Consider the following 22,823-nt stretch of genomic DNA (forward strand, 5'->3'; position numbering starts at 1 on the left):
TAAATTAATATAAATATTTAGTTTTATGCAGTATTTAATTGATTTATATCATTAATATACGTTTTGTAATTTGCAATAAAAAACTTTTCTCTTACACACAATCCACAAAGGGAACCAATAAAACGACTCTAAAAAAATGGACTTCTTATGAAGAGCGAGCAATAATTTAAGCAATCTGAAAGCGAGAAAACGATAACCTATAACTTCATAAGCTAAAAAAAACTGTTATGCAATAAATTTTGCGTTATCCTCTTCACAATTCCTCTTTTGAAAAAGGAGAGAGAGATTTCTTTTAAAACCAATATAATAGATACTATTCTTCATAAAAGGTATGATCTATCTATCTCACAAAAAAGCATGAAGATAAACAAAAGCAATGAAGCATCGCATAATCATCTCGCTAACGAACACTGTTTCTTTATCTTTACATCCTTACGATTTTATCTCTCTCTCAATGAGACGGTATCGGCATTTCAGCCAATACACCAGACAGATATTCGTAATTCTTAAACGCTCTTCCAACATAAAAATGTAAAAAACACTTATGAGAAAGGTTTTTATTTTTTAAGTTTTTTCAAGAAAATCTTTTAGTGCTGCAAAGGCTTCATTAGCTTTGTTCCCGTCAGGACCACCAGCCTGCGCCATATCAGAACGGCCACCTCCACCTTGACCACCAAGCACATTTGAAAGAATACGAACAAGATCAACAGCATTGAGTTTATCCGTTAAATCATCCGTAACACCAACAACAGCACTCCCTTTTCCATCTTCTGAAATAGTGATAAAAGCAACGACCCCAGACCCAATCTGTTTTTTCCCAGCATCAACGAGTGCCTTAAGATCCCGTGGCAAAATATTTTTGACAATGTGTCTCATAAAAGAAAGTCCATTGATGATGGTAATATCACCTTGACCACTTTCTGTTATTTTCCCATTCAACACCATTTTCTTGCGTACATCATTCAACTCTTTTTCAAATTTACGACGCTCATCAAGCAAACTCCTCACCCGTTCTTCTAAATCAGAAGAAGAAGTTTTTAAAAGATCGGAAATTTCACGGATACGTACATCTTGGCGACAAAGATAAAGACGCGCTGCTGCACCTGTTAAAGCTTCAATACGCCGCACCCCAGCTGAAACCGAACTTTCAGAAACAATATGAATCAAGCCAATATCGCCTGTTCTTTCCACATGTGTCCCTCCACAAAGCTCAATTGACCAATGCTTTTTTAATCCTCCCTGTTCAAGTGGCGCCCCCATAGAAACAACGCGAACTTCATCTTCATATTTTTCCCCAAAGAGTGCCATTGCTCCTTCAGAAATTGCCTCATCGACAGCCATGAGGCGCGTTGTCACTTTATTATTTTGCAAAACAATCTCATTGGCTAAATCTTCTATTTTTTTTAATTCTTCCAAAGAAACAGATTTTGGATGCGAAAAATCAAAACGCAACCGTTCTGGCGATACAAGAGAACCCTTTTGAGTCACATGAGATCCCAATACTTGACGTAAAGCCTCGTGTAATAAATGGGTAGCAGAATGATTGGCGCGGATTTTTTTACGACGCACAACGTCAACGGTTAATTGCACACAATCAGAGATCTTGGCATGACCAGATTTAACTTTTCCAAGATGAATAAAAACACCATCAGCTTTTTTCTGAGTATCATGCACTTCAAAAATAAAATCTTCACCAGAAATGATACCGCTATCACCAATTTGCCCACCAGATTCACCATAAAAAGGAGTCTGATTTAGCACAAGAATAGCTTTCTGCCCTGAAGAAACCTCATCAACAATTTTACCATCACACACAAGAGCTGTAATAATACCTTCAGCTTTTTCTGTTTCATAACCTAAAAATTCTGTAACCCCTACCTGATCACGAACGGAAAACCAAATTGTCTCTGTTACAGCTTCACCTGAACCAGACCAATGGGCACGGGCTTCTTCTTTCTGGCGTTCCATTGCTTTATCAAAGGCATCAACATCAACAGATATTCCACGACGCCGAAGCACATCCTGCGTCAAATCAAGTGGAAAACCATAGGTATCATAAAGCTTGAAAGCAACTTCACCATTTAAATGATCCCCTTCCTTAAGCTTGGCACTTTCTTCATTTAACAAACCTAGTCCCCGTTCAAGCGTTTTACGAAAACGTATTTCTTCTAATTTTAAAGTTTCCGAAATCAAAGATTCAGCTCGCACCAATTCGGGATAAGCTTGTCCCATTTCGCAGATGAGAGCAGGCAAAAGCTGCCACATTAAAGGTTCTTTAGCACCAAGAAGATGCGCATGACGCATAGCACGACGCATAATGCGACGTAAAACATATCCCCTTCCCTCATTGGAAGGAAGAACACCATCCGCAATCAAAAATGCAGATGAGCGAAGATGATCAGCAATAACACGATGGCTCGCCACAAAATCCCCCGTTGCCTTAATCCCTGTTATCTTTTCTGATGCTCCAATTAATACACGAAAAAGATCAATGTCATAATTATCATGAACACCCTGTAAAACAGCAGCAATACGCTCTAACCCCATACCGGTATCGATAGAAGGATGAGGCAAATCAACACGCTCTTCCTTAGAAAGCTGCTCATACTGCATAAAAACAAGGTTCCAAATCTCAATAAAGCGATCACCATCTTCTTCCATACTTCCAGGAGGACCACCCCAAATTTCATCACCATGATCATAAAAAATCTCCGAACAAGGACCGCAAGGACCTGTATCACCCATCGCCCAAAAATTATCAGCTGTCGCAATACGAACGATTTTCTCATCTGGAAGACCTGAGATTTTACGCCATAATTCAGCAGCAACATCATCACTCTGATAAACGGTTACCAACAATTTATCTTTTGGGAGGCAAAATTCCTTTGTTAAAAGATCCCATGATAAAAAGATGGCTTCTTCTTTGAAATAATCGCCGAAAGAAAAATTACCCAGCATTTCAAAAAATGTATGATGGCGCGCCGTATAACCAACATTATCAAGATCATTATGTTTTCCACCCGCACGAACACATTTTTGTGCCGTTGTAGCCTTTTTATAAAGATGCTGTTCAAGTCCAGTAAAAACATTTTTAAACTGCACCATCCCTGCATTTGTAAACATAAGTGTAGGATCATTGCGTGGAACAAGTGGACTAGAAGAAAGAACTTGATGCCCATTACGATGAAAATAATCCAAAAATGTTGACCGGATATTATTAACACTATTCATATATACACCTGCAGAATACCGCATAAAACCATAAAAGAAAAATCCCTCTCATTAAATATTCTCTTTGCCACGCATGGAGTCAATTTAATCAAAGAATGGACTATTTGTTCAAAAAAATTGAGAAAAAATGGCTGTATATTAAAAAACTTAAACAAATAAAAACAGAAAAAATCTTAAATGAAAAAATTATAGACGAAAAAACGCTCTATCAAATGACTTCATCGCCTTCTGTATTTTCTGACCCTGCATTTTCTAACAATTCAATCGCAATCAAACCTGCATTTTGACGCAAAGCCGTTTCAATTTCTGCCGCTATTTCCGCATGTTCGCGCAAAAACTGCTTCGCATTTTCACGTCCCTGCCCTAAACGTTGAGAATTATAAGAAAACCACGAGCCAGATTTCTCCACGATACCCACTTTGACTCCTAAATCAATCAATTCACCTAGCTTGGAAATACCTTCCCCATAAATAATATCAAACTCAACCTGTTTGAAGGGAGGAGCCAACTTATTCTTCACAACTTTAACGCGGGTCTGATTGCCAACAATCATATCCCGATCTTTAATAGACCCAATACGGCGAATATCCAAACGAACAGAAGCATAAAACTTTAAAGCATTTCCCCCTGTAGTTGTTTCAGGCGAACCAAACATCACACCAATTTTCATGCGAATTTGATTAATAAAAATCACCATACAGTTAGAACGAAAAATAGAAGCCGTAAGTTTTCGCAAAGCTTTGCTCATCAATCGCGCTTGTAATCCTGGTAAAGCGTCGCCCATTTCACCATCAATTTCTGCTCGCGGTGTTAAAGCTGCAACAGAATCCACAACAAGCACATCAACGGCACCAGAACGAACTAACGTCTCTGTAATTTCCAATGCCTGTTCACCGGTATCCGGTTGAGAAATGAACAAATTCTCTAAATCAACCCCAAGCTTACGCGCATAAATAGGATCAAGCGCATGTTCAGCATCAATAAAAGCACAAATTCCTCCCCCTTTCTGTGCCTCAGCAATAGCATGCAGAGCCAATGTTGTCTTCCCAGAACTTTCTGGTCCATAGATCTCTACAATACGCCCCTTCGGTAACCCACCAATCCCTAAAGCAATATCCAAGGATAATGACCCTGTTGGAACTGTTTCAATTTCAACAACTTGCTCTTTTTGCCCAAGACGCATAATCGAGCCTTTACCAAAAGAACGTTCAATTTGTGAGAGAGCAGCATCGAGAGCTTTTGTTTTATCCACGATTATATCCTTGACCGATTCATAATAATCTAACACTTCAAAGTGTACACTGTACTTTTAATTTAACTAAAGCCTTGAGTTTAGATGTTCACAGACTATTCCCATCTCTATCCCCACGTTATGTCTATAACATATCATGACCATCAAAATAAAGAACTGGCCCTCTTTGTTTTATGACACAACATAGAATCCAAATAAAATAATACTTCTATAGGAGAGCAAGTTAACACATTTATCTCTCTCTAGAAAAGCAACAATTTAAATTTCAACATAATGTTTAACCTTTCTCCTTCCCCCTTTAGTTAAGCCCCTAAAGAAAAAATTCTTCCCTTAATCACACAAAACACATCATCAATAAAAACAACCCCCTATTACATCAAAGAACAGAACACCTTTGTGTTGCATATCCACGCACTGGTTGGAAAAAAAACATCTTTCAACGCTCGTCACCCCCGTTTCGTGATAACGCCCGTAAATGATATACTGTAAAATCCATTGAGCACCAACATCTTTATGCTTGGAACAACTCAGTACGGCATCTTTACACCATGGCATACTTTTCCAGCCTCTAATATTGCGACAACTCATGATATTTGAAACGATTCATAAGGTCATTTTAGTTTTTTATTGTACAGTTTTTATCACGCGTTAATCCCGCTTGTAACGTACAAGCGAATGGTTTTGATTGATTAGATTTGGAATGAGAGGATCATACGGTATTTGGGGGCTCTCATTCAACATATAAAACAGTTAAATATCAATATAAATTAATATCTTACTCAAATTAAAATCACAAAAATAAAACAGCTTTAAGAGTTGAATGACAGATTTCTTAAATTATGAATCCATAAAAAGATATGCGTTTCAAAAAAAATTGTTCTACGAACAATGCAACAAGTGTTTAAAATATAAACTAACTTGTTCATACGGTGACATGAGGGATAAAAAATAAATCCAAGATCAATAAAAAATGTGCTTCAACTCAAATTCTATTGTTGATTTTTACGTTTTTGGCGCAATTGTTTCCACCATTCAAGACGTTTCACAATTTCACGCTCAAATCCACGCTCAACTGGTTTATAATAACTCTGTCGCCCAAGTTTTTCAGGAAAATATTCTTGTCCTGAAAAAGCATCTGGTTCATCATGGTCATAACAATAACCATCTCCATACCCTTCTTCCTTCATTAATTTCGTCGCTGCATTAAGGATATGTTTAGGAGGCGGTAAAGAACCATTTTTGCGTGCACAACGCAGTGCTGCTTTATACGCGAGATATGTCGCGTTCGACTTTGGTGCAGTTGCAACATAAAGACATGCCTGTGCCAAAGCCAACTCTCCTTCTGGTGATCCTAAATAATCATAAGCATCTTTTGCCGCATTACAAATGACAAGAGCTTGAGGATCTGCCAAACCAACATCTTCAACAGCCATACGAACCAATCTTCGCCCAATATAGAGAGGATCTTCACCAGCATCTAACATACGTGCTAAATAATAAAGTGCCGCATCAGGATCAGAGCCACGAACAGATTTATGCAACGCTGAAATGAGATTATAGTGTCCATCTCGTCCTTTATCATAAATAGGTGCACGACGCTGGATAACTTTTTGCAAAGCACCAGCATCAAGAATTTCTTCCGAGCGCGCAACAGACCAAACTTCCTCTGCTAATGTCAATGCTACCCGTGCATCACCATCAGACATCCCTATCAAAACGTCTCTAGCACCATCATCCAAGGGAAGAAGCTTTCCTTCCACCTCTTCAGCACGCTTCAAAAGCATGCCTAAACTTTCATGATCATGAGAAAAAAATGTTAAAACCCGTGCACGCGAAAGAAGAGCAGCATTAAGTTCGAAAGAAGGATTTTCGGTCGTTGCACCGATAAGTACTACAGTACCATTTTCCATCACAGGAAGAAAACTATCCTGCTGTGCACGATTAAACCGATGAATTTCATCAACAAAGAGAAGCGTTTTATCCCCAGACATAAAACGCCTCTGTGCAACTTCAAAAATCTTTTTAAGTTCAGAAACGCCTGTAAAAATAGCAGAAACTTGTTCAAACGCGAAATTTGTTTCAAGTGCTAACAAGCGTGCAACTGTTGTTTTTCCCGTCCCTGGAGGTCCCCAAAAGATCAGCGATCCAATTGAGCCCGCTGCCACCATCCGTGAAAGCAAACCATCTTCTCCAATTAAATGCTTTTGTCCCACAACTTCATTGAGAGAACAAGGACGCATTCTTTCTGCAAGTGGCTGATTTTTATTAACTTTAGGATCAAACGACGAAGTAAAAAAATCTTTCTTCAAAAAAACCTCAACGAATAAATTGGCGAATATACATACCATCACGTTCATATTCCAATTGCCAAGTACGTGAACGCGTCTGCATAAGAACCTTTTTCAACTGATGAACTGTTTGAATTTTATGGCCATTTACAACACGTAAGATATCTCCGGGCCGAAAAATTCCAGAAGCATTGCTCATTTCATCAAGATCGGTAATCACAACACCTTTTGCCGATATAGGAAGATGAAACCGTCGACTATTTTGCGGTGTTAAATCTAACACTTCAGCACCAGCAAGAGGACTATCACCCGTAATTTTTTCAGATTTTACAGATGCAGTTTCCGATATTGATGCAACCATTATTTGTGTTTTTAAAGTTTTGCCACTTCGTAAATATTCCAAAGCAAGGCTATGACCCACGTCAGCCGTCATCAAACGATACCCAAGACTATCTGGATTATCAACGCGCACCCCCTGCACACTCAAAATAACATCACCTACTTTCAAGCCAGCTTTTTCAGCAGGACTGTCTTTGATAATTTCAATAATAAGAGCCCCATAGGGACGTTCTAAACCTAAACCACCAGCAATATCAGGAGTAACATTTTGAAAGGATGCCCCAATATAAGGCGGAACAAAATATTTTCCACCGCGTTTAACAGTAGCAAGCATCACTTTTACAAGATTAACTGGAATAGCAAAACCAATCCCTACAGAGCCACCGGAACGCGAATAAATAGCCGTATTAATTCCGATTAATTGCCCCTTCATATCAATTAAAGCGCCACCAGAGTTTCCTGGATTAATGGCTGCATCTGTTTGAATAAAAAAGTCAAAGTCGGAAATCCCAACACGTGTACGCGCTTGCGCTGAAACAATACCACTTGTAACCGTTTGACCAACACCAAAAGGATTACCAATAGCCAAAACAAGATCACCAACTTCAACAGTATCAGAATCCCCCAAAGGTAGAACAGGAAACTGAGTATCTTTTACATCAACTTCAAGAATGGCAATATCCGTTGCTTCATCCTTGAGCACGACCTTACTCTCAAACTCTCGCCCATCAGAAAAAGCCACTTTAATTTCGCTTGCATCTTTAATGACATGATAATTTGTAACAATCAAACCACGCGCATCAACAATCACGCCTGATCCTAATGATGATTGCTTACGGACAGGAAAATTATTTTGCAGACGACCAAAAAATTGCTCAAAAAATGGATCGCCCGCAAAAGGTGATCGCGCTCTAATTTGTCGAGCCGCATAAATATTTACAACGGATGGTACTGTCTTTTTAACCAAAGGAGCAAATGAAAGAGTGATTTCTTTTTCTGTTTGAGGAACATGAGCATAGATATGATCAAACGATATCAGCATCATAATCGCACAAAAAAGCCACACCCAAAAAGAATACCTCATAATCTACTCCTTATAAAACCAGCCCATTCTGTTGAAGATTCATAGAATTCTAAAAAAACATCCCCGCAAATAAAGGATCTCTATTAATAATATTTCATAATAGAGACTAAAAACAACCCATTTAAACAATAAAATATTATAAAAATCAAATAATTCAATATGCTATAATTTTCTCTCACCATCTATTTCTCAAGTAAAACAAACTTAAAAATACGCATAAAAAAACCGCCTAAAACAAGGCGGCCTTAAAAAATCCAATTGAATAAAAAGCTTATGAGGTTGTTCCCTTTTCATTCTCTAAAGCTTCGATACGAGCACGATCCCCAGCACCCTTTGCTTCAACATCACGATCAACAAATTCTATAACAGCCATAGGCGCATTATCTCCAGTACGAAATCCCGCTTTCATAATACGCAAATACCCACCGTTGCGTGATGCATAACGCGGCGCAAGTGTATCAAATAACTTTGCCACTTTCCCTGTATCACGAAGTGCAGCAATTGCTTGTCGGCGCGCATGCAAACCACCACGCTTACCAAGAGTAACAAGTTTTTCAACAATAGGACGAATTTCCTTAGCCTTTGGAAGTGTTGTCACAATCTGCTCATGCTCGATCAACGACGTTGCCATATTTGCAAACATCGCTTTACGGTGACTGGCAGTCCGATTCAACTTGCGGCCTGACTTACTATGGCGCATAAGCCCTCTCCTTAAACTCTAATTTTAATATTGATCTTCATAACGTTTAGCAAGATCATCAATGTTTTCAGGCGGCCATGCAGGAATTTCCATTCCGAGATGCAATCCCATACATGCCAAAACTTCTTTAATCTCATTCAATGACTTACGACCAAAATTTGGTGTCCGAAGCATTTCAGATTCTGTTTTTTGAATAAGATCACCAATATAGACAATATTATCATTCTTAAGACAATTTGCCGAACGAACGGAAAGTTCTAATTCATCCACTTTTTTGAGAAGTGCAGGATTAAAGGAAAGCTCAGAATCAGCCTCCTCAACAGGCTCCTTCTGTGGTTCTTCAAAGTTAATAAATAATGATAATTGATCCTGGAGAATGCGTGCAGCAAAAGCAACAGCATCTTCTCCATTAACAGCACCATTCGTTTCAATCGTTAACGTCAATTTATCATAATCGAGAACTTGACCTTCACGCGTATTTTCCACTTTATAAGACACTTTACGAATTGGTGAATAAAGACTATCAATTGGAATAAGTCCTATGCGCCCATCATCAACACAATTACGATCCGATGGAACATACCCCTTTCCTGTGTTGACAATAAATTCCATACGAATTTCAGCATCTTCATCAAGCGTACAGATAACATGATCTGGATTAAGAATTTCCATATCCCCAACGGTATTGATATCCCCCGCTCTCACAACACCAGGCCCCTCTTTATAAACGACGAGACGTTTAGGTCCTTCTTCTTCCATACGAAGTGCAATTTCTTTTATATTCAGAATAATATCTGTAACATCTTCACGAACGCCTGGAATCGATGAAAATTCATGTAAGACGCCATCAATCTGTACAGCAGTAATAGCAGCACCACGAAGCGAAGACAATAACACACGACGAAGCGCATTTCCTAATGTTAAGCCAAACCCCCGCTCAAGAGGCTCAGCAATTACGCTTATAATATTTGAATTATCATGCGTAAATGATTCAACCTTATTGGGTTTAATAAGTTCCTGCCAGTTTTTCTGGATCATATTTTTATTCCCGTTCTTTAGTTCCGTTACCATTCAATCGTAACGACCAATGTGAACATCAGAGAAATCTCCGACAACAAAAAACAACACCCAATTAAACACGCCGCCTTTTCCGAGGACGACATCCATTATGAGGAATTGGTGTTACATCACGAATAGAAGTAATGACAAAACCAACAGATTGCAACGCACGTAGAGCAGATTCACGCCCTGCCCCAGGACCACAAACCTCAACTTCCAAAGAACGCATACCGTGTTCCTGTGCTTTTCTCGCACAATCTTCCGCAGCAACTTGAGCGGCAAAAGGCGTAGACTTACGCGCCCCTTTAAAACCCTGAGCACCAGCAGACGACCACGCAATTGCATTCCCCTGAGCATCAGTAATCGTAATCATTGTATTATTAAATGTTGAATTGATATGCACAACACCCGATGAAATATTCTTACGTTCGCGACGACGAACACGTGTGGCTTCCTTGGCCATATTTTTCCTTTCAACGATCTCATCACTGCCGTAATATCAGCAGCTCCACCTTCTTTTCCTTGTCAAACCGACTTCAACAAGAAACAGAATATATAAAAAACCTTTCACACAGTTTCTTATTTCTTCTTACCAGCGATTGCCTTAGCAGGTCCCTTACGCGTACGAGCATTTGTATGTGTACGCTGTCCCCGGACAGGCAAAGACCGACGATGACGCAATCCACGATAACAACCAAGGTCCATCAAACGCTTAACATTCATAGCGACTTCACGACGAAGATCACCTTCAACTTGATAGCCCTGATCTATCGCCTCACGAATCTGCAACACCTCAGCATCTGAAAGCTCATGCACACGACGCCCTGTGGGAATGCCAACCTTTTCAGTAATTTCTTGAGCAAATTTTGGTCCAATCCCGTGGATATATTGAAGCGCAATAATTACACGCTTATTTGTCGGGATATTGACGCCAGCAATACGAGCCACGCCTATTCTCCTTAGTTATGTTGACAAATTGTTATAAAATACCTGATGTACCTTACAGAAAAAAATAGACTCAGAACAAAGTTCTCCCGAATCCGCTTATTTAACCGAAATAAATTAAAGTTGTTTGTGATAGATTTTATCTCAAAAGTCAACTCTTTTCATTTACTTCTCAAAAAAATCTCATGAAAGAAAACCTTTAATTATACGTGTCACCTCAGCAATACCAATCATTCCATCAATAACCTTCAACATTCCTCTCTCTGAATAAAATTTTGATAAAGGAGAGGTTTTTTCACGATATTCTACTAATCTTTTTGCAAAAGCAACAGGGTTATCATCTAAACGGACCTGCCCACCAGCCGCAACCGTCTCCTGAACACGCCTTTCCATACGTTCAATCAATGCGTCTTCATTAACACACAACTCAATAACAGCATCAAGCCGCATATTTTTTGACTCAAGTATCTGTTGTAACGCTTCTGCCTGCCCTACAGTCCTTGGATATCCATCCAAAATAAAACCGTTTATACAATCAGCCTCATCAATCCGATCTGATACGATTTGATTAACAATGCTATCAGGAACCAAAGCACCAGAACTTATAATAGCTTTAGCTTTTTTACCAACTTCCGTTTCTTTAGCAATAACCTCACGCAACATATCCCCTGTTGATAAATGAGGAATATTATATTCCTCAGTTAACATTTTAGCTTGCGTCCCTTTCCCTGCTCCAGGAGGACCTAAAAGAACAACTCTCATCGATTTCTTCTACCTCCACGAAGTTTTGATTTTTTTATCAATCCTTCATATTGGTGCGCAACAAGATGCCCTTGGATTTGAGCGACCGTATCAAGAGTAACAGTCACAACAATTAACAAAGACGTTCCCCCAAGATAAAAAGGAACTTGAAATGCCGATATCATAAACTCAGGCAATAAACAAACTAAGATAATATAAAGTGCACCCACAACAGTAATACGCGTTAAAACATAATCAATATATTCCGCTGTACGCTCACCTGGACGAATTCCTGGAATAAAACCAGAATGTTTTTTCAACTGATCCGCAGTATCACTCGGATTAAACACAATAGCCGTATAAAAAAAGCAAAAAAATGCCATTAAAAATGCGTAGATAATCATATAAAGTGGCTGTCCGTGACCAAGAGAATAAGAAATAGCCTGAACCCATTGCGGCATTTTATCAGAAAAGTTATTAATAGTAGCGGGTAATAACAATAAAGATGAAGCAAAAATAGGCGGAATGACACCAGCAGTATTCAACTTTAAAGGAAGATGCGACATATCACCTTGAAACATTTGATGACCAACCTGACGCTTCGGGTACTGAATAAGGATTCGCCGTTGCGCGCGTTCTATAAAAACAATAAGTCCAATAACCAAAACAGCAATAAGAACAATTGTTACTAAAAGAAAAGTTGATAAATCAGCCTGACTATGTGCAGTCAAAAGCTGAGCAAAAGTAGAAGGAAGATTGGCTACAATCCCCGTAAAAATGATGAGAGAAACTCCATTACCAACACCGCGTGAGGTAATTTGCTCACCAAGCCACATGAGAAACATTGTTCCGCCAACAAGTGTGATAACAGAAGAGATGCGAAACATGAGACCTGGTTCTACAACAATTTGAAGCCCTGTCCCTATACCGCTTTCAAGCGCAACCGCAATACCAAAAGCTTGCAAAATAGCCAATATGACCGTTACATAACGCGTATATTGATTAATAACCTTACGACCTATCTCACCCTCTTTTTTAAGAGTCTCCAAAGAAGGAATAACGGACGTGAGCAATTGTACAATAATAGATGCCGATATATAAGGCATAATACCCAAGGCAAAAATTGCCATACGCCCAACAGCGCCGCCAGCAAACATATTAAAGAGTCCTAGGACACCTGATGCATGATGTTCAAATGTTTGCCGTAAAGCATCAATATTAATACCTGGAAGAGAAATATAAGTGCCGAAACGATAGACAAGAAGCGCTGCTAGAGTAAACCAGATGCGTTTCTTTAATTCAGTTGCACGCGAAAAGGTACCGAAGTTTATATTGGAAGCAAATTGCTCTGCTGCTGATGCCATAAAACGTCTCCACTTCACACTCCAGTTCTTTAAATCACAGAAGTATCCTAAAATTTATATCTTTATACACAAATAATTGCAGAACTTAAACAATTCTCCAAAAAATATTCAAAAGAATAGTACCTCTTATTTAAATCATAACTGATACTAAAAAATTATCCAACAACTTCAGGGGAAATAACCTGACCACCTACTTTTTCAACCTTAACACGAGCAGCTTGTGAAGCACCAGAAACATGAAAGGTAATTTTAGCTTTCAAATCACCATCAGAAAGAAGACGAACCCCATCCTTCTCGCGACGAATAATACCAGCCTCTTTCAAAGCAATCATATCAACAGGCTTTTCAATATTCAACTTACCAGTATCAACGGCCAACTGAATACGTCCCAGTGAAACTTCATTATAGATTTTAGAAAAGAAATTTTTAAATCCACGTTTTGGTAAACGACGATAGATAGGCATTTGCCCACCTTCAAAACCATTCAAGGAAACACCAGAACGGGATTTTTGCCCTTTCACACCGCGACCACCAGTTTTACCAGTCCCTGAACCAATACCACGCCCAATACGCTTACGATTTTTTGTTGCACCTTCGCAATCACGTAGTTCATTGAGTTTCATATCTAATACTCCTGCAACCCTTAATCTTCATCTATAACGCGAACAAGATGCCGAACCCGAGCAATCATACCCCGTACACACAGTGTATCTTCTAAAACGCGCCGCCGACGCATTTTATTGAGTCCAAGACCCTTTAAGGTTGCACGCTGAATCTGTGAGTTTCGAATAGGGCTTCCAATTTGCTCTACTGTCACAGTTTTACCACTCTGAGATTTTTTCTGAACCATTTTCTAATTCCTTTTCTGACAATCTCAGAAACTACCCTTCTACGTCGACCAAATGGCGACGACGCGCCTGTAAAGTCGAATATTTTATACCACGCTGAGCAGCAATATCTCTCGGATGCATTTGATGTTTCAATGCATCAAATGTTGCACGAACCATGTTATAAGGATTGGATGATCCTAGTGATTTTGCAACAACATCCTGCATACCAAGAGCTTCAAAAATAGCACGCATCGGTCCCCCTGCAATAATACCCGTACCAGCAGACGCTGAACGGAGCAAAACACGCCCCGCTCCGTGACGACCTTCAAGATCATGATGCAGTGTACGTCCAGACCGAAGCGGAACATAAATCATCCCACGCTTTGCAGATTCCGTTGCTTTACGAACGGCTTCTGGAACTTCACGGGCTTTACCATGTCCAAAACCTACACGCCCTTTTTGATCTCCAACGACAACAAGAGCAGCAAAACCAAAACGCCGACCACCCTTTACAACCTTAGCAACACGATTAATATGAACGAGCCTATCGACAAACTCATTATCGCGTTCTTCTCTCTCACCACGTTCTTTTTGTGCCATTCCTCATTCCTTTTTCTTTTCCGGAAGCACGATAACAAAGCTCCTCATCAAACCAGAAGAACTTAAACGAAATACTCTAAAGTATCCCTCCTCATCCAATAAGGAGGAAACTTTAAAAGCTCAAACCACCTTCACGAGCAGCCTCAGCCAAAGCTTTGACTCGACCATGGTATACATAGGCTCCACGATCAAAAACCACTTCATTAACACCAGCTTTCTTCGCACGCTCAGCAATTAACTTACCAACGGCAAAAGCGGCCTCTTTATCAGCACCACTTTTTAATGATTTTTTCAAATCACTTTCAAGAGTAGAAGCTGAAACAAGCGTACATCCCCGTAAATCATCAATAACCTGCGCGTAGATGTTCTGATTGGAACGATAAACGCTAAGCCGAGGACGATCATGAGAAACCATCTTGATTCTACGACGAACACGTCTTGCACGACGCTGGATAATGTCCTTAGATGAAACCATAATACAAAATCCTTATTTCTTTTTACCTTCTTTACGGAAGATACGTTCATCTGCATGCTTAACACCTTTACCTTTATAAGGCTCAGGTCTACGATATTCGCGAATCTCCGCTGCAACTTGTCCAACCTGCTGTTTATCAATACCAGAAATAACAATCTCTGTAGGCTTAGGAACAGTTACAGTAACACCCGATGGAACTTTATACACCACGTCATGCGAAAAACCTAGAGAGAGTTGAATATCCTTACCCTGCAAAGCAGCACGATAACCAACCCCATTGATCTCTAACCTTTTTTCAAAACCATCTTTTACACCACAAAAAATATTCTCAATCATTGAGCGTGACATACCCCACTTAGAGCGCGCATCTTTTGACTGATCCCGCGGCATAACGGATATGACATTTTCCTCGAATTTAACTAAAACTTCATCATTAACGACGTAACTTAGTTCACCTTTTGGACCTTTTGCCTTAACCAGCTGACCTTCAACGGTAGCAGTAACCCCAGAAGGAATTGAAATGGGTCTTTTTCCAATACGAGACATTGTTCTAACCTACTTTTTCTTCCGTTTTCTTGACATACCTTAGAAAACACGACAAAGGAGTTCTCCACCAACATTCTGTTCACGCGCTTCATGATCAGCCATAACGCCTTTAGGAGTCGACAAAACCGAAATACCTAAACCATTTGCCACCTGTGGAAGTGACTTAGCAGAAACATACACACGACGACCCGGCTTTGACACACGTGAAATATCACGAATAGCAGCCATCCCTTCAAAATACTTCAATTCGATCTCAAGCTCAGCTTTCCCATCACCCAAATCAACTTGATTATACCCGCGAATATAACCTTCCGACTGAAGAACATCAAGAACATGCGCACGAAGCTTCGAAGCTGGCGTAACTACCTTGTCTTTTTTGCGACCAAGAGCATTACGAATACGTGTTAACATATCACCAAGAGGATCTGACATAGACATTAAATAATCTCCTCTTACCAACTAGACTTTACAATACCAGGAATATGGCCAATAGAACCAAGTTCACGCAATGCAATCCGTGACATTTTTAACTTACGATAATAAGCCCTCGGACGACCTGAAACCTCACAGCGATTACGAATACGAACCTTGGAAGAATTACGTGGCAATTCTGCCAATTGAACAGAAGCTTTAAAACGTTCCTCAAGAGAAACCTTCTGATCCATAACGATTGCTTTCAGACGTGCACGACGTGCTGCATAACGCTTCACCATCACCTCACGACGCTTATTTTTTTCAACGGCACTTACTTTGGCCATAATTTCACCTCGCTACATTTGCCGTTACGAGCGAAAAGGAAAATTAAAAGCACGCAATAATTCACGCGCTTCATCATCCGTTTTTGCTGTCGTACAAACGATAATATCCATGCCCCAAATTTGATCAACCTTATCATAGTTAATTTCTGGAAACACAATGTGTTCTTTAATGCCCATAGCAAAATTGCCACGACCATCAAAACTCTTTGGATTTAAACCACGAAAGTCACGAACGCGCGGAAGAGCAATCGTAACAAGACGATCTAAAAACTCAAACATCCGATCTTTACGCAATGTCACTTTAGCCCCAAGAGGCATTCCTTCACGAACTTTAAAGGTCGCAATAGAATTACGCGCACGGGTAACAACAGCCTTTTGACCTGTTATGAGTCCTAAATCCTCAGCGGCAAGGGAAGGTTTCTTCGAATCAGCAGTTGCCTCACCTATCCCCATATTGATTACAATCTTATCAATCCGCGGAATTTGCATCGCATTTTTGTAATTAAACTTCTCTTGAAGTGCTTTACGAATTACTTCAAAATAATGCGTTTTCATACGCGGTATTTGTCTTTCCTCAGCCATTAATCAATTCTCCCGAACGCTTGGCAAAACGTACCTTATTACCATCTGCATTCATACGAAAGCCTACGCGCGTAGGCTTACCATCTTTAGGATCAGCAATCGCCAAATTAGACAGATGAACCGGAGCTTCTTTAGAAATAATTCCTGCTTCTTGCTTCTGCGTTTGACGCTGATGACGCTTAACCATATTAATCCCACGAACAAAAGCCTTATTCTCTTTCGGACTAACCTTAATTACTTCACCACTACATCCTTTATCCTTACCGGATAAAACAACAACCTTATCACCTTTTCGAATCTTCTGCATAATATTAACTCCTTATAGCACTTCAGGAGCAAGCGAGATGATCTTCATATGATTCCTCCCACGCAATTCACGGGGAACTGGTCCAAAGATACGCGTACCAATCGGCTCTTTTTTGTTATCCACTAAAACCGCAGCATTACTATCAAAACGAATGACACTACCATCTGCGCGACGAATATCCTTAGCAGTACGAACCACAACAGCTTTCATAACATCACCCTTTTTAACACGGCCACGAGGAATAGCATCCTTAACCGAAACAACAATAATGTCACCGACCGAAGCATATTTACGCTTTGAACCACCTAACACCTTGATGCACATGACACGACGAGCACCAGAATTATCAGCAACGTCGAGGTTTGTTTGCATCTGAATCATGACTGGCCACCTTTTCTTAACATCTATATCCGCTTGTATCTTTTATACAATCGGATTTGCCTGCCAAATAACGATAAAGTTATCGCCTTCAAATTTACCAACGAAAAACCACTGTTAAATTCTAAAACAATAAACTTAACTCATTACGCTACATTGTCTTTTACAACAATCCAACATTTATCTTTCGAAATTGGTCTCGATTCTTGAATAGAAACTTGATCCCCAATCTTGAATTGGTTGTTTTCGTCATGCGCTTTATAATTTTTAGACTGCCGAACAGTCTTCTTAAGAAGCGGATGAGAATAACGACGCTCAACTTTGACAACGACAGTCTTATCGCTTTTGTCGCTAATAACAACACCCTGCAAAACGCGTTTAGGCATCTCTTATTTCCTTAAACCTTACTTTCACTTAATTTTTGATGAAGAAAAGTCTTAATGCGCGCAATATCACGACGAACTTGTCTAACACGTGCAGTCTTTTCTAATTGACCTGTTGCTTTTTGAAAGCGCAAATTAAATTGCTCTTTCTTTAATTTAGCCAACTCATCTTTCATTTGGTCGAGCGTTTGCGCCCGTAATTCTCTGGCTCTCATTGCTTAACCTCTTTATTCCGCAATACGCTGAATGAAACGCGTTTTTATAGGCAACTTTGCAGCGCCCAACCTTAGTGCTTCACGCGCAACATCTTCAGGAACCCCATCAAGCTCAAACATGACGCGCCCAGGAGCAACACGTGCAGCCCAATAATCGACACTTCCCTTACCTTTACCCATACGAACTTCAGTCGGTTTAGATGTAACCGGAAGATCTGGAAAAATACGAATCCATACACGACCAGAACGTTTCATATAACGTGTAATCGCACGACGCGCTGCTTCAATTTGACGAGCAGTAACCCGCTCCGGCTCAACAGCCTTCAAACCGTAGGCACCGAAATTCAAATCCGTACCACCCTTCGCAACACCGTGAATACGGCCCTTGAACTGCTTACGGAACTTTGTGCGCTTTGGCTGCAACATTGTTCTCTACTCCAAATTTTAGTTTAATCTCAAAAACTAAGCATTTTCGCGGCGACGATTCGATGAAGAACCAGATTGATCAGCTTCCGTAGCACGACGTTCTGAAGCCATCGGATCATGTTCAAGAATCTCACCCTTAAAGACCCAAACTTTAATACCACAAATACCGTAAGCGGTCTTAGCTTCTGCTGTACCGTAATCGACATCAGAACGCAAGGTATGAAGTGGAACACGACCTTCGCGATACCATTCCATACGAGCAATTTCAGCACCACCAAGGCGACCAGAACAATTGATACGAATACCTTCCGCGCCAAGACGCATAGCAGATTGAACAGCACGCTTCATTGCACGACGAAAAGCAACACGACGCTCTAACTGTTGAGCAATTGACTGTGCAATAATCGTAGCATCAATCTCTGGCTTACGAATCTCCACAATATTCAATGAAGTCTCAGCATTGGTCATTTCTGAAAGCTTACGACGAAGCTTCTCGATATCAGCACCCTTTTTACCGATAATCAAACCAGGACGTGCAGAATGAATCGTAACACGACATTTTTTATGAGGACGTTCAATAACGACCTTAGAAATAGCTGCCTGCCTAAGCTCTTCAAGCACATAAGAACGAATTCTCAAATCCTCATGAAGAAGACGTCCATACTCACCACTATCAGCATACCAACGAGAATCCCAGGTCCGATTAACACCAAGACGAAGTCCTATTGGATTGATCTTCTGACCCATTACGCGGCCTCCACTTTTTCGCTAACTTCACGAACAATAATAGTAAGATGTGAAAATGGACGCTCAATTCGACTAGCACGCCCGCGACCACGAACATGAAAACGTTTCATCACAATCGACTTACCAACATAAGCCTCTGCGACAATAAGCGAATCAATGTCAAGATCGTGGTTATTCTCTGCGTTTGCAATCGCTGATTCAAGCGTTTTTTTCACAGTAGCAGCAATACGTTTACGCGAAAATGTCAAATCAGCGAGCGCCACATTAACTCTTTTCCCGCGAATCATTGCAGCAACTAAATTAAGCTTCTGCGGACTAACACGAATTGTTCGTGTGACAGCCTTTGCTTCATTGTCTTTAAGCTGGCGCGGAACCTTAGCTTTTCCCATTCCTACTTCCTCTTCGCTTTTTTATCGGCACCATGACCATAATAAGTCCGGGTAGGAGCGAACTCACCAAACTTATGTCCAACCATCTCTTCAGAAACAGAAACAGGAATATGCTTATTGCCGTTGTAAACACCAAAAGTTAAACCAACAAATTGCGGCAAAATAGTAGAGCGACGACTCCATATTTTTATAACTTCATTGCGCCCACTTGCACGTACCTTCTCTGCTTTACCAAGAAGATAGCCGTCAACAAACGGACCTTTCCAAACTGAACGAACCACTTCAGACTACCTTTCTTATTTCTTGCGCTGATGACGCGTACGCATAATAAACTTATCAGTGGCTTTATTGGAGCGCGTACGCTTACCTTTCGTAGGTTTACCCCAAGGAGACACCGGATGACGTCCCCCCGATGTACGACCTTCACCACCACCGTGCGGATGATCAACAGGGTTCATAGCAACACCACGAACATGTGGACGCTTACCACGCCAACGTGACCGACCTGCCTTACCATCATTAATATTCCCATGATCAGGATTTGAAACAGCACCAACAGTTGCAAAACAGCTGCTAGAGACCAAACGCTGCTCACCAGAATTTAAACGAAGAATAGCCATACCATGATCTCGTCCAACCAACTGCGCATAAGCACCCGCTGAACGTGCAATCTGCCCCCCTTTTCCTGGCTTCATTTCAACATTATGAATAATTGTACCAACCGGCATATTGCCAAGGGGCATAGCATTTCCTGGTTTAACATCAACATTTGAACCAGCGACAACAGAATCACCAACACCAAGACGCTGTGGTGCAAGGATATAACTTAATTGCCCATCCTCATAGCGAATCAAAGCGATAAAAGCGGTGCGATTAGGATCATACTCTAAACGCTCAACTTTCGCTAAGACATCACGCTTAAGACGCTTAAAGTCGACAAACCGATAACTTCGTTTATGACCACCACCCTGAAAACGAGCAGTAACACGACCTCGATTATTACGTCCACCCTTCGAAGACAAACCTTCAGTTAACATCTTTACAGGTTTTCCCTTATAAAGACCAGAACGTTCCACAATGACAAGCTGACGCTGCCCAGGTGTTGTTGGATTAAATTGCTTAAGTGCCATTATTCCTATCTCCGAGCCTCTTTAAAGACCTGTCGAAACGTCGATAGTCTGACCACTGGCCAGAGTTACGATCGCTTTCTTGACATCACTCTGCCGACCAACAATACCCTTAAAACGTTTCACTTTACCCTTACGGACTATCGTGTTAACTGCCTTAACTTTTACGCTAAAAAGCGCCTCAACAGCAGCCTTAATTTCAGGTTTCGTCGCTTTCGGCGCGACATTAAAAGCAACTTGATTATATTCAGAAATCATAGTCGACTTTTCAGTAATAACTGGACTAATAATTACATCATAATGGCGAAGATCTGTCATCTAAAACGCTCCTCAAGAGCCTCAACAGCTGCCTTTGATAAAACAAGTTTGCTGCGACGCAAAATATCATACACATTAATTCCCTGAATGGGCAAAACATCAATATTAGGGATATTCGATGCTGCACGAAAAAAGTTAATATCAATCTCTTGACCACCAATCAAGAGAGCATTATTAAATCCAAGCTTAGAAAAATGAGAAACAAGTTTTTTCGTTTTAGCATCCTTAACAGCCAACTCATCCACAACAATTAAATCTTTCGCTTTTAATTTTGCAGATAAAGCAAGACGTAAACCAAGAGCACGAATCTTTTTAGGAAGATCATGTGCATGGCTACGAAACACCGGCCCATGTGCCTTACCGCCACCTCGAAACTGTGGTGCACGGGCAGATGAATGTCGAGCACGCCCTGTTCCCTTTTGTTTAAACATCTTCGCCCCCGTTCGTGACACATCAGAGCGCCCTTGTGATTGATGGGTTCCCTGTTGACGACGTGCAAGTTGCCAACGAACAACACGCTGTAAAATATCCTCACGCGGAACAAGATCAAAAATAGATTCAGAAACCTTTAATTTACCAGCTTCATGACCATCAAGAGTTTTAATTACAAGATCCATTATTAGGCTCCCTCAACTTCAGAGGTTTCCGTCACCGGAGCAACCATTTCTGTTTTCTCCTTCACAAGACGGCGAATACCAGCAGGCTTTGGAGCATTATCAGGTAGCGGTTTCTTCACGGCATCTCTTACCAAAATCCAAGAACCCTTAGAACCAGAAACAGCACCACGCACTAAAATTAAACCACGCTCAATATCAGTGGAAACAACTTCAATATTTTGTGTTGTTACACGCACCTGCCCCATATGGCCAGCCATTTTTTTCCCTTTAAAAACTTTACCAGGATCTTGGCACTGCCCCGTAGAACCATGAGCACGATGTGTGATCGAATTACCATGGGAAGCGCGGTGCCCACCAAAGTTATGCCTTTTCATAACACCGGCAAATCCCTTACCAATACTGGTGCCCGTCACATCAACGCGCTGTCCTGGGACAAAATGCTCCACTGTAATCTCAGTACCGATATCAAGGAGATTATCGGGGCTTACACGAAACTCTGCTATTTTGGCTTTAGGCTCAACAGAAGCCTTAGCAAAATGTCCACGAAGAGCTTGTGAAGTATTCTTAACCTTAGCAAAGCCTACACCTAATTGAACAGCAGTATAACCATTCTTTTCAACTGTACGCTGAGCAACGACTTGACAATTCTCCAAACGAAGTACTGTCACCGGCACATGCTCACCAGCATCATTATAAATACGGGTCATGCCCAGCTTCTGTGCTATTACACCTGAACGCATCGGGTCTGTTCCTTCTGTCCTCAAACCTCAGAGCTTAATTTCTACATCCACACCAGCAGAAAGATCGAGCTTCATAAGCGCATCCACTGTTTGCGGCGTTGGATCAACAATATCAAGAAGACGCTTATGCGTACGCATTTCAAACTGCTCACGGCTCTTCTTATCGATATGCGGCCCACGATTGACCGTAAATTTCTCAATCCGCGTCGGAAGCGGAATGGGACCACGGACATTCGCACCGGTCCGTTTAGCAGTCGATACAATTTCACGCGTCGACGTATCCAGAATTCTATGATCAAACGCTTTCAAGCGAATGCGAATATTTTGACTGTTCATGCTCTTTATTTCCCTGTCATATAAAGCGCCTTCAATAATCAAGGCG

The 22,823-nt window shown here is 40.7% G+C and carries 31 protein-coding genes; all 31 read right to left on the reverse strand.

From position 1 onward, the window contains the following. Positions 1 to 564: 564 nt before the first annotated feature. On the reverse strand, positions 565 to 3,231 hold the full coding sequence (gene alaS / locus BTR_RS07100) for an alanine--tRNA ligase (RefSeq protein WP_012231975.1): 2,667 nt from the start codon (positions 3,229 to 3,231) through the stop codon (positions 565 to 567). Between the two features lie 208 nt (positions 3,232 to 3,439). After that, positions 3,440 to 4,483, reverse strand: coding sequence for a recombinase RecA (recA, locus tag BTR_RS07105; protein WP_012231976.1), 1,044 nt, complete (start codon positions 4,481 to 4,483; stop codon positions 3,440 to 3,442). Positions 4,484 to 5,472: 989 nt separating this feature from the next. Then, on the reverse strand, positions 5,473 to 6,792 hold the full coding sequence (locus BTR_RS07115) for a replication-associated recombination protein A (protein ID WP_038474623.1): 1,320 nt from the start codon (positions 6,790 to 6,792) through the stop codon (positions 5,473 to 5,475). A gap of 7 nt (positions 6,793 to 6,799) precedes the next feature. Next, a complete protein-coding gene (locus BTR_RS07120; protein ID WP_012231978.1) occupies positions 6,800 to 8,194 on the reverse strand; it encodes a DegQ family serine endoprotease in 1,395 nt (464 codons plus the stop codon). A 271-nt stretch (positions 8,195 to 8,465) separates the two neighbouring features. Continuing rightward, positions 8,466 to 8,894, reverse strand: coding sequence for a 50S ribosomal protein L17 (rplQ, locus tag BTR_RS07125; protein ID WP_012231979.1), 429 nt, complete (start codon positions 8,892 to 8,894; stop codon positions 8,466 to 8,468). A 24-nt stretch (positions 8,895 to 8,918) separates the two neighbouring features. Next, positions 8,919 to 9,932 (reverse strand): DNA-directed RNA polymerase subunit alpha, encoded by a 1,014-nt coding sequence (locus BTR_RS07130; RefSeq protein WP_012231980.1) that lies wholly within the window; start codon positions 9,930 to 9,932, stop codon positions 8,919 to 8,921. Between the two features lie 94 nt (positions 9,933 to 10,026). Continuing rightward, entirely contained in the window at positions 10,027 to 10,416 is a 390-nt protein-coding gene (rpsK, locus tag BTR_RS07135; protein WP_005773294.1) for a 30S ribosomal protein S11, read from the reverse strand. Positions 10,417 to 10,532: 116 nt separating this feature from the next. Further along, positions 10,533 to 10,901, reverse strand: a complete 369-nt coding sequence (gene rpsM / locus BTR_RS07140) for a 30S ribosomal protein S13 (protein ID WP_012231981.1) — start codon at positions 10,899 to 10,901, stop codon at positions 10,533 to 10,535. Between the two features lie 180 nt (positions 10,902 to 11,081). Then, positions 11,082 to 11,660: an adenylate kinase gene (locus BTR_RS07145; protein WP_012231982.1), complete on the reverse strand. Its 579-nt coding sequence runs from the start codon at positions 11,658 to 11,660 to the stop codon at positions 11,082 to 11,084. Further along, positions 11,657 to 13,003, reverse strand: coding sequence for a preprotein translocase subunit SecY (secY, locus tag BTR_RS07150; protein WP_012231983.1), 1,347 nt, complete (start codon positions 13,001 to 13,003; stop codon positions 11,657 to 11,659). The genes BTR_RS07145 and secY overlap by 4 nt, the downstream gene beginning before the upstream one ends. A gap of 155 nt (positions 13,004 to 13,158) precedes the next feature. Continuing rightward, positions 13,159 to 13,626, reverse strand: a complete 468-nt coding sequence (rplO, locus tag BTR_RS07155; protein WP_012231984.1) for a 50S ribosomal protein L15 — start codon at positions 13,624 to 13,626, stop codon at positions 13,159 to 13,161. Between the two features lie 20 nt (positions 13,627 to 13,646). After that, a complete protein-coding gene (rpmD, locus tag BTR_RS07160; RefSeq protein WP_012231985.1) occupies positions 13,647 to 13,853 on the reverse strand; it encodes a 50S ribosomal protein L30 in 207 nt (68 codons plus the stop codon). A gap of 31 nt (positions 13,854 to 13,884) precedes the next feature. Continuing rightward, positions 13,885 to 14,433: a 30S ribosomal protein S5 gene (gene rpsE, locus BTR_RS07165; RefSeq protein WP_005773287.1), complete on the reverse strand. Its 549-nt coding sequence runs from the start codon at positions 14,431 to 14,433 to the stop codon at positions 13,885 to 13,887. Between the two features lie 112 nt (positions 14,434 to 14,545). Beyond that, positions 14,546 to 14,908, reverse strand: a complete 363-nt coding sequence (gene rplR, locus BTR_RS07170) for a 50S ribosomal protein L18 (RefSeq protein WP_012231986.1) — start codon at positions 14,906 to 14,908, stop codon at positions 14,546 to 14,548. Between the two features lie 12 nt (positions 14,909 to 14,920). After that, positions 14,921 to 15,454, reverse strand: coding sequence for a 50S ribosomal protein L6 (gene rplF, locus BTR_RS07175; protein ID WP_012231987.1), 534 nt, complete (start codon positions 15,452 to 15,454; stop codon positions 14,921 to 14,923). A 39-nt stretch (positions 15,455 to 15,493) separates the two neighbouring features. After that, positions 15,494 to 15,892, reverse strand: coding sequence for a 30S ribosomal protein S8 (gene rpsH / locus BTR_RS07180; RefSeq protein ID WP_012231988.1), 399 nt, complete (start codon positions 15,890 to 15,892; stop codon positions 15,494 to 15,496). 14 nt (positions 15,893 to 15,906) lie between these two features. Beyond that, complete coding sequence (rpsN, locus tag BTR_RS07185; RefSeq protein ID WP_005773283.1) at positions 15,907 to 16,212, reverse strand: 30S ribosomal protein S14; 306 nt, start codon at positions 16,210 to 16,212, stop codon at positions 15,907 to 15,909. Positions 16,213 to 16,236: 24 nt separating this feature from the next. Then, positions 16,237 to 16,794: a 50S ribosomal protein L5 gene (gene rplE, locus BTR_RS07190; protein WP_012231989.1), complete on the reverse strand. Its 558-nt coding sequence runs from the start codon at positions 16,792 to 16,794 to the stop codon at positions 16,237 to 16,239. Continuing rightward, positions 16,787 to 17,101, reverse strand: a complete 315-nt coding sequence (rplX, locus tag BTR_RS07195; RefSeq protein ID WP_012231990.1) for a 50S ribosomal protein L24 — start codon at positions 17,099 to 17,101, stop codon at positions 16,787 to 16,789. The genes rplE and rplX overlap by 8 nt, the downstream gene beginning before the upstream one ends. A gap of 12 nt (positions 17,102 to 17,113) precedes the next feature. Then, a complete protein-coding gene (gene rplN, locus BTR_RS07200; RefSeq protein WP_004855715.1) occupies positions 17,114 to 17,482 on the reverse strand; it encodes a 50S ribosomal protein L14 in 369 nt (122 codons plus the stop codon). 143 nt (positions 17,483 to 17,625) lie between these two features. Next, complete coding sequence (rpsQ, locus tag BTR_RS07205) at positions 17,626 to 17,865, reverse strand: 30S ribosomal protein S17 (RefSeq protein ID WP_012231991.1); 240 nt, start codon at positions 17,863 to 17,865, stop codon at positions 17,626 to 17,628. Positions 17,866 to 17,876: 11 nt separating this feature from the next. Next, entirely contained in the window at positions 17,877 to 18,077 is a 201-nt protein-coding gene (gene rpmC / locus BTR_RS07210) for a 50S ribosomal protein L29 (protein WP_012231992.1), read from the reverse strand. 12 nt (positions 18,078 to 18,089) lie between these two features. After that, positions 18,090 to 18,503 (reverse strand): 50S ribosomal protein L16, encoded by a 414-nt coding sequence (gene rplP / locus BTR_RS07215; RefSeq protein WP_005773276.1) that lies wholly within the window; start codon positions 18,501 to 18,503, stop codon positions 18,090 to 18,092. A gap of 36 nt (positions 18,504 to 18,539) precedes the next feature. Then, complete coding sequence (gene rpsC, locus BTR_RS07220; protein ID WP_012231993.1) at positions 18,540 to 19,250, reverse strand: 30S ribosomal protein S3; 711 nt, start codon at positions 19,248 to 19,250, stop codon at positions 18,540 to 18,542. Beyond that, the gene (gene rplV, locus BTR_RS07225; protein ID WP_012231994.1) at positions 19,250 to 19,639 is read right to left on the reverse strand and encodes a 50S ribosomal protein L22; all 390 of its coding nucleotides are present in this window, start codon (positions 19,637 to 19,639) and stop codon (positions 19,250 to 19,252) included. Before rplV ends, rpsC begins: the two co-directional genes overlap by 1 nt. A 2-nt stretch (positions 19,640 to 19,641) precedes the next feature. Then, on the reverse strand, positions 19,642 to 19,920 hold the full coding sequence (rpsS, locus tag BTR_RS07230) for a 30S ribosomal protein S19 (RefSeq protein WP_004855734.1): 279 nt from the start codon (positions 19,918 to 19,920) through the stop codon (positions 19,642 to 19,644). A gap of 15 nt (positions 19,921 to 19,935) precedes the next feature. Then, positions 19,936 to 20,769, reverse strand: a complete 834-nt coding sequence (gene rplB / locus BTR_RS07235) for a 50S ribosomal protein L2 (protein WP_012231995.1) — start codon at positions 20,767 to 20,769, stop codon at positions 19,936 to 19,938. Between the two features lie 21 nt (positions 20,770 to 20,790). Beyond that, entirely contained in the window at positions 20,791 to 21,084 is a 294-nt protein-coding gene (locus tag BTR_RS07240) for a 50S ribosomal protein L23 (protein WP_005773270.1), read from the reverse strand. Beyond that, the gene (gene rplD / locus BTR_RS07245; protein ID WP_012231996.1) at positions 21,081 to 21,701 is read right to left on the reverse strand and encodes a 50S ribosomal protein L4; all 621 of its coding nucleotides are present in this window, start codon (positions 21,699 to 21,701) and stop codon (positions 21,081 to 21,083) included. The genes BTR_RS07240 and rplD overlap by 4 nt, the downstream gene beginning before the upstream one ends. A 2-nt stretch (positions 21,702 to 21,703) precedes the next feature. Then, complete coding sequence (rplC, locus tag BTR_RS07250) at positions 21,704 to 22,441, reverse strand: 50S ribosomal protein L3 (RefSeq protein ID WP_012231997.1); 738 nt, start codon at positions 22,439 to 22,441, stop codon at positions 21,704 to 21,706. Positions 22,442 to 22,468: 27 nt separating this feature from the next. Next, positions 22,469 to 22,777, reverse strand: a complete 309-nt coding sequence (rpsJ, locus tag BTR_RS07255; protein ID WP_005773267.1) for a 30S ribosomal protein S10 — start codon at positions 22,775 to 22,777, stop codon at positions 22,469 to 22,471. Between the last annotated feature and the right edge of the window lie 46 nt (positions 22,778 to 22,823).

It is taken from the genome of Bartonella tribocorum CIP 105476 (assembly GCF_000196435.1).
In the GTDB taxonomy this organism is placed as follows: Bacteria; Pseudomonadota; Alphaproteobacteria; order Rhizobiales; family Rhizobiaceae; genus Bartonella; species Bartonella tribocorum.